Origin of the sequence: Kitasatospora sp. NPDC059571 (assembly GCF_042735675.1) — a bacterium.
In the GTDB taxonomy this organism is placed as follows: domain Bacteria; phylum Actinomycetota; class Actinomycetes; order Streptomycetales; family Streptomycetaceae; genus Kitasatospora.
In genome coordinates this window covers 1-5,087 of sequence record NZ_JBHWBW010000540.1, presented here as the reverse complement: position 1 = coordinate 5,087, position 5,087 = coordinate 1, and the positions used below count along the sequence as shown (strand labels likewise).

Sequence of the window (5,087 nt, the reverse complement as noted above, 5' to 3'; positions counted from 1 at the left end):
CGCGCGAGAGCGCGGGGGCAGAGCGGGCCCCCCGGGCGGGGGGGCCCCGCCGCCCCCCCCCCCCCCCCCGCCCGCGCCCCCCCCCCCCCCCGCGCCCCCCCCCCCCCGCCCCGCTCGGGCGTTCCGGGCGGCGCCGGGCGGGCGGTGCAGCGTCCAGTCGGCCGGGCCGGCCGGCGGCAGGTGGCGGGCGAAGCCGTCCGTCCGCCACTGGGTGCCGTCCGGCAGCACGGCCAGCGCCTCCACCCCGGGGCGCCCGTCCAGCCAGTCGAACGCCCGCCCGGGGCCCATCGCGAACGCCGCCGTGGCCCATGCGTCCGTCCTGGCCAGGCCGGTGCCGTCCGACCCCACCAGGGTGAGCGAGGCGAAGCCCCCGGCCGGCCGGCCGGTGAACGGGTCGGTGATGTGCGCGCCGCGCTCGGCGGTGCCGGAGGTCGCCACCGCCAGGTCGTGCCCGCTCAGCACGGCGGCCAGGGCGCCCGGCCGCAGCGGGTGCGCGACGCCGATCCGCCACGGCCCGCCGGCGGTCTGCACGTCCCCGCCGCCCGCCACGCAGTACTCCCGGGAGCCCGCCGCGCCGAGCAGCCGCGCGGCCTCCTCGACCGCCCAGCCCTTGACCCAGCCGCTCGGGTCGAACCGCCCGCCGGGACGGTCGGTGAACCAGCCGCCGGTCTCCTCGGCGACCTCCCGGCAGCTCGCCAGCACCCCGGCCACGTCCGGGTGGCAGTCCCCGGGCGCGGCCTCGCCGCGGCCGAGCCGGCTGACGTCGCTGTCCGGCCGGTACGTCGAGAACACCGCGTCGATGGCGTGCAGCCGGGCGGCGAGGCGCTCCAGGGCCGCCGCCGTCCGGGCGGTGGGGTCGCGCACGGTGACCGAGAAGACCGTCCCCATGACGTGCTCGGTGTGCCGGACGGCGGCGGCCGGGCCGGTCACCGGCCCGCCTTGTCGAGCGCGCTCTGCAGCGACCGGACGTACCCCTCGCTGGTGAACGTCGCACCCGAGACCACGTCGATCTGCGCGCTCTGCGCGGCGATCGCCTCCTGGTTGAGCACCGGCAGGGCGTAGCCGTTGATCTCCCGGTCGCGGCGGTCCTCGGTCGGGTACTGCACCACGTCGATGTTGGTGATCTTCGTCCCGGACAGGGTGACCTTGACCTGCACCGGCCCGTACCGGGTGTCGACGGCGCTGCCGGTGACCGACCGGGTGCCGCCGGCCGGCGCGGCCGAGGCGGAGGAGCCCGCGGACGGGGTGCTGGTGGTGGTGCTCCCGGAGGTGTCGGTGGCGGTGCCCCCCGAACTGATCACCTGGGAGGGGGTGCTGTCGTGCGGCTTCAGGGACAGCAGCAGGACCACCCCGGCCGCGGTGGCGGATGCGGTGACGACGGCTCGGCGCATGGCGGGGCTCCTCAGAGGGCGAAGGACTCGCGGTGGATGGCGCCGGGCCGCACTCCCGCGGCCCGCAGCGCCCGGACGGCCTCCTCGGCCAGCGGCTCGGGGCCGCACAGGTAGACCTCGTGCGAGGCCAGGTCGGGGACGATCCGGCGCAGCGCCGTACCGAGGTCGCCGACCTGCGACCGGGAGCCGGTCAGGGCCAGCACCCGGCCGCCGCGGCGGCGCGCGACCTCCGAGAGCTCCGCGGTGAAGAGCAGCTCCTCGGGCCGGCGGGCGCGCTGCACCAGCGTGATCTCCCCGGGCAGCGTCTCGAACAGTGCCCGCAGCGGGGTGATCCCGACACCCGCGCCGAGCAGCAGCACCTTGCGCTGCCGGTGCAGCCGCGCGGTGAACGCCCCGTACGGACCCTCGGCGCGCACCCGGGTGCCCGGGCGCAGCCGCGCCACGGCGGCGCTGTGCCCGCCCAGGTCCTTCACGGTGAAGCGCAGGAACCGCGGGTGCGCCGGCGCCGAGAGCGAGTACGGGTTGGCGGCCCAGCGCAGCCCGGGCGCCTGGAACTGCAGCCGGAAGAACTGGCCCGGCTCGGCCCGCAGCTCCTCCAGCCGCCGGCCGGTCAGGAAGAGCGACACCACGCCGGGGCCCTCCGGGCGGACCTCCGCCACCTGCAGCCGGTGCCGGCGGTCGCGCAGCCACGGCACGGCCAGCCGGTACCAGCCGAGCAGCGCGGCGGTGCCCAGGTACAGGGCGTACCAGGCGAGCCCGGCCGGCCCGTCGCCGAGGTCGGCGCCGGTGGCCAGTTGGTGGCCGAAGGCGAGCGCCACCGCCAGGTACGTCGCCAGGTGCAGGTAGTACCAGACCTCGTACGACAGCTTGCGGCGGGCCGCCCGGGCGGAGACCGCGCCGGTGCCCAGCATCACCAGCGTGCCCAGCGAGGCTTTGATCATCTCCGGGTAGTGGAACACGATGTCCACGCCCTCGGGGAGCAGCCCGCGGCCGTCGGTCAGCGCGTAGCCCCAGACGATCGTCAGCACGTGCACGGTCACCAGGGAGACCAGGTAGCGGCCGCCGAAGGCGTGCCAGCGGGCCAGCCGGTCGGCGCCGACCTCCCGCTCCAGCACCGGGATGCGGGCCATCAGCAGCAGCAGGACCGGCGCCGCGTAGCCGGCGAGCAGGCCGGTGATCCGGCCCGCGCCGGTCAGCCAGCCGGCCGCCCCGGTCACCGAGCCGGTGCCCTGCCACCACAGGACGAGGACACCCAGCGCGCCGGCGCCGATCGCGGCCAGGGCGGCCGCGGGGGCGGCGGCCACCGGGAACCGGCGGTCCGGACGGTGCGCGCGGCGGGCCGTGCTGCCGGCATTCCCCGGCGGGGCGATGGCGGCCATGGCCGTCCTCCTTCCGCACTCGGACGGCCGGATGCCGCCGAGGTGCCCAACCCTGGCATCGCAAGCTCTCAGTTGCCTCTGAGCCCGGGGCCCGCCGGCCGCCCGCCGGAGCTGCATCGCCGCAGTTCACCGCGGGTGCGCAGGTGTTCGTGCGCCGCCGGGTGATCTCACCGGTTTCTCATCGCGAACGGTCAGAATGAGAGCTGCCCGCAGACCAGCACCCCGGGGAGCGCCATGGACCGCACCGAGCAGCCGACCTGGCGGATCCTCGTGGTCGACGACGAGCCCGACCTGCTCGACGTCGTCTGCGGCGGCCTCGGCTACGAGGGCTGGGACGTCCGCGGCGCCGCCACTGGCCGGGACGCCGTCGACGTCGCCGCCGCCTGGCGGCCGCACGCCGTGGTGCTCGACATGATGCTCCCCGACCTCGACGGCATGGAGGTGCTGCGGCTGATCCACCGGACGCAGCCCGAGGTCCGGGTGCTCTTCCTGACCGCCCGGGACGCCGTCGAGGACCGCATCGCCGGCATCGCCGCCGGCGGCGACGACTACGTCACCAAGCCGTTCAGCCTCGCCGAGGTGGCCGTCCGGCTGCGCGGCCTGCTCCGCCGCACCGCACCGGCCGCCCCGGACGGCCCGCCCGCGCACGCGCTCGTCCTCGGCGACCTCGTCCTCGACGAGCAGGCCCGCGAGGTCACCCGCGGCGGTGACCCCGTCGACCTCAGCCCCACCGAGTACGCCCTGCTCGCCCATCTCGTCCGGCACCCCCGGCAGGTCCTCAGCAAGCCCCAGCTGCTCGAGGCCGTCTGGTCGTACGACTTCGGCGGCCAGGCGCACGTGGTGGAGCTGTACATCAGCTACCTGCGCAAGAAGATCGACGCCGGCCGGACACCGATGATCCACACCGTGCGGGGAGCCGGCTACCTGATCAAGGCGGCGCCGTGATCCGCCGGCCCGGCCCGCCGCGCCGGATCCTCCCGCGGACGCTGCGCGCCCGGCTCATCGCCGGGCTGCTCGCGCTGCTGGTGCTCACCTGCGGCGGCGTGGGGCTCGCCACCACCGCGGCACTGCGGCACTTCCTGGTGGACCGGCTGGACCAGCAGCTGACCGACACCGGCGGCCGCTACGCCGCCAGCCTGGAGCACGGCGGCGCCGGCAGCGACACCCGCGCCCAGGCGCCCGGCACCTTCGGCGCCCGGCTGCTCTCCGGACAGGTCACCGCGGTCGGCGTGGTGGACGGCGACGCCGACGACGCCGACGCACCCAACGCCGACGACATCCCGGTCCTGAGCGCCGCCGACCGCCGCACGCTGGCCGCCCTGCCGGTCGGCGGCCCGGCCCGCAGCGTCGACCTCGGCCCGCTCGGCCACTACCGGCTGCGCGCGGTCGCCGGCCGCGACGGCGACGTCATGGTCACCGGCCTGTCGCTGCGCCAGGTCGACGACACCGTGCGCCGCCTGGTGAGCCTGGAGATCACGGTCTTCGGCGCGGCCGTCGCCGCCGCCGGGGTGGCCGGCGCGCTCTGGGTCCGCTGGTCGCTGCGCCCGCTGGAGAGGGTCGCCGCCACCGCCTCGCAGGGGGCCGCGCTGCCGCTGGCCAGCGGCGCGGTGGCGCTCTCCGAACGGGTGCCGGACGCCGACCCCGTCAGCGAGGTCGGCCGGGTCGGCACCGCCCTCAACCGGCTGCTCGACCACGTCGGGGCCGCGCTGACCCGCCGTCACGAGGTCGAGGAGCGGCTGCGCGCGTTCGCCGCGGACGCCAGCCACGAGCTGCGCACCCCGGTCGCCGCCGTCCGCGGCCACGCCGAGCTGGCGCTGCGCCATCCCGGGCCGGTGCCGCAGCCGGTGCACCACTCGCTGGAGCGGATCGACGCCGAGGCGCGGCGGATGGGGGCGATCGTCGAGGACCTGCTGCTGCTGGCCCGGCTGGACGCGGGCCGCCCGCTGGCCGACGAGGAGGTCGACCTGACCCGGCTCGCCCTCGACGGGGCCGCGGACGCCCGGGCGGCCGGCCCGGACCACATGTGGCGCCTGGAACTGCCCGCCGAGCCGCTGCTGGTGCGCGGCGACGCCGACCGGCTGCGCCAGGTGGTGGCCAACCTGCTGGCCAACGCCCGGACGCACACCCCGCCGGGCACCGAGGTGACGCTCCGGCTGGAGCACGGCGGGGACCGGGTGCTGCTGGCGGTCACCGACACCGGCCCGGGCCTGCCGCCGGGCCTCGCCGACCGGGTCTTCGAGCGCTTCGTCCGCGGCGACCGGGCGCGGTCGCGCAGCTCCGGCTCGACCCGGCTCGGCCTGGCGATCGTGCGGGCGCT

The 5,087-nt window shown here is 77.4% G+C and carries 5 protein-coding genes; 2 read left to right on the top strand and 3 right to left on the bottom strand.

Features of this window, described 5'->3' with window-relative positions:
* From ACFV0G_RS35030 to ACFV0G_RS35020, 3 genes are all read right to left on the bottom strand, one after another.
* Positions 1-930 (bottom strand): FAD:protein FMN transferase (locus tag ACFV0G_RS35030; RefSeq protein WP_380556698.1); only part of this gene is annotated, 930 nt, incomplete at its 3' end.
* Entirely contained in the window at positions 927-1,391 is a 465-nt protein-coding gene (locus ACFV0G_RS35025) for an FMN-binding protein (RefSeq protein ID WP_380556696.1), read from the bottom strand. The genes ACFV0G_RS35025 and ACFV0G_RS35030, both read right to left, overlap by 4 nt.
* Positions 1,392-1,402: 11 nt before the next feature.
* Entirely contained in the window at positions 1,403-2,770 is a 1,368-nt protein-coding gene (locus tag ACFV0G_RS35020; RefSeq protein ID WP_380556694.1) for a ferric reductase-like transmembrane domain-containing protein, read from the bottom strand.
* Between the two features lie 234 nt (positions 2,771-3,004).
* Between ACFV0G_RS35020 and ACFV0G_RS35015 the strand changes: the two genes are divergently transcribed.
* The gene (locus tag ACFV0G_RS35015; protein ID WP_380556692.1) at positions 3,005-3,715 is read left to right on the top strand and encodes a response regulator transcription factor; all 711 of its coding nucleotides are present in this window, start codon (positions 3,005-3,007) and stop codon (positions 3,713-3,715) included.
* Positions 3,712-5,087 (top strand): sensor histidine kinase (locus tag ACFV0G_RS35010; RefSeq protein ID WP_380556690.1); only part of this gene is annotated, 1,376 nt, incomplete at its 3' end. The genes ACFV0G_RS35015 and ACFV0G_RS35010, both read left to right, overlap by 4 nt.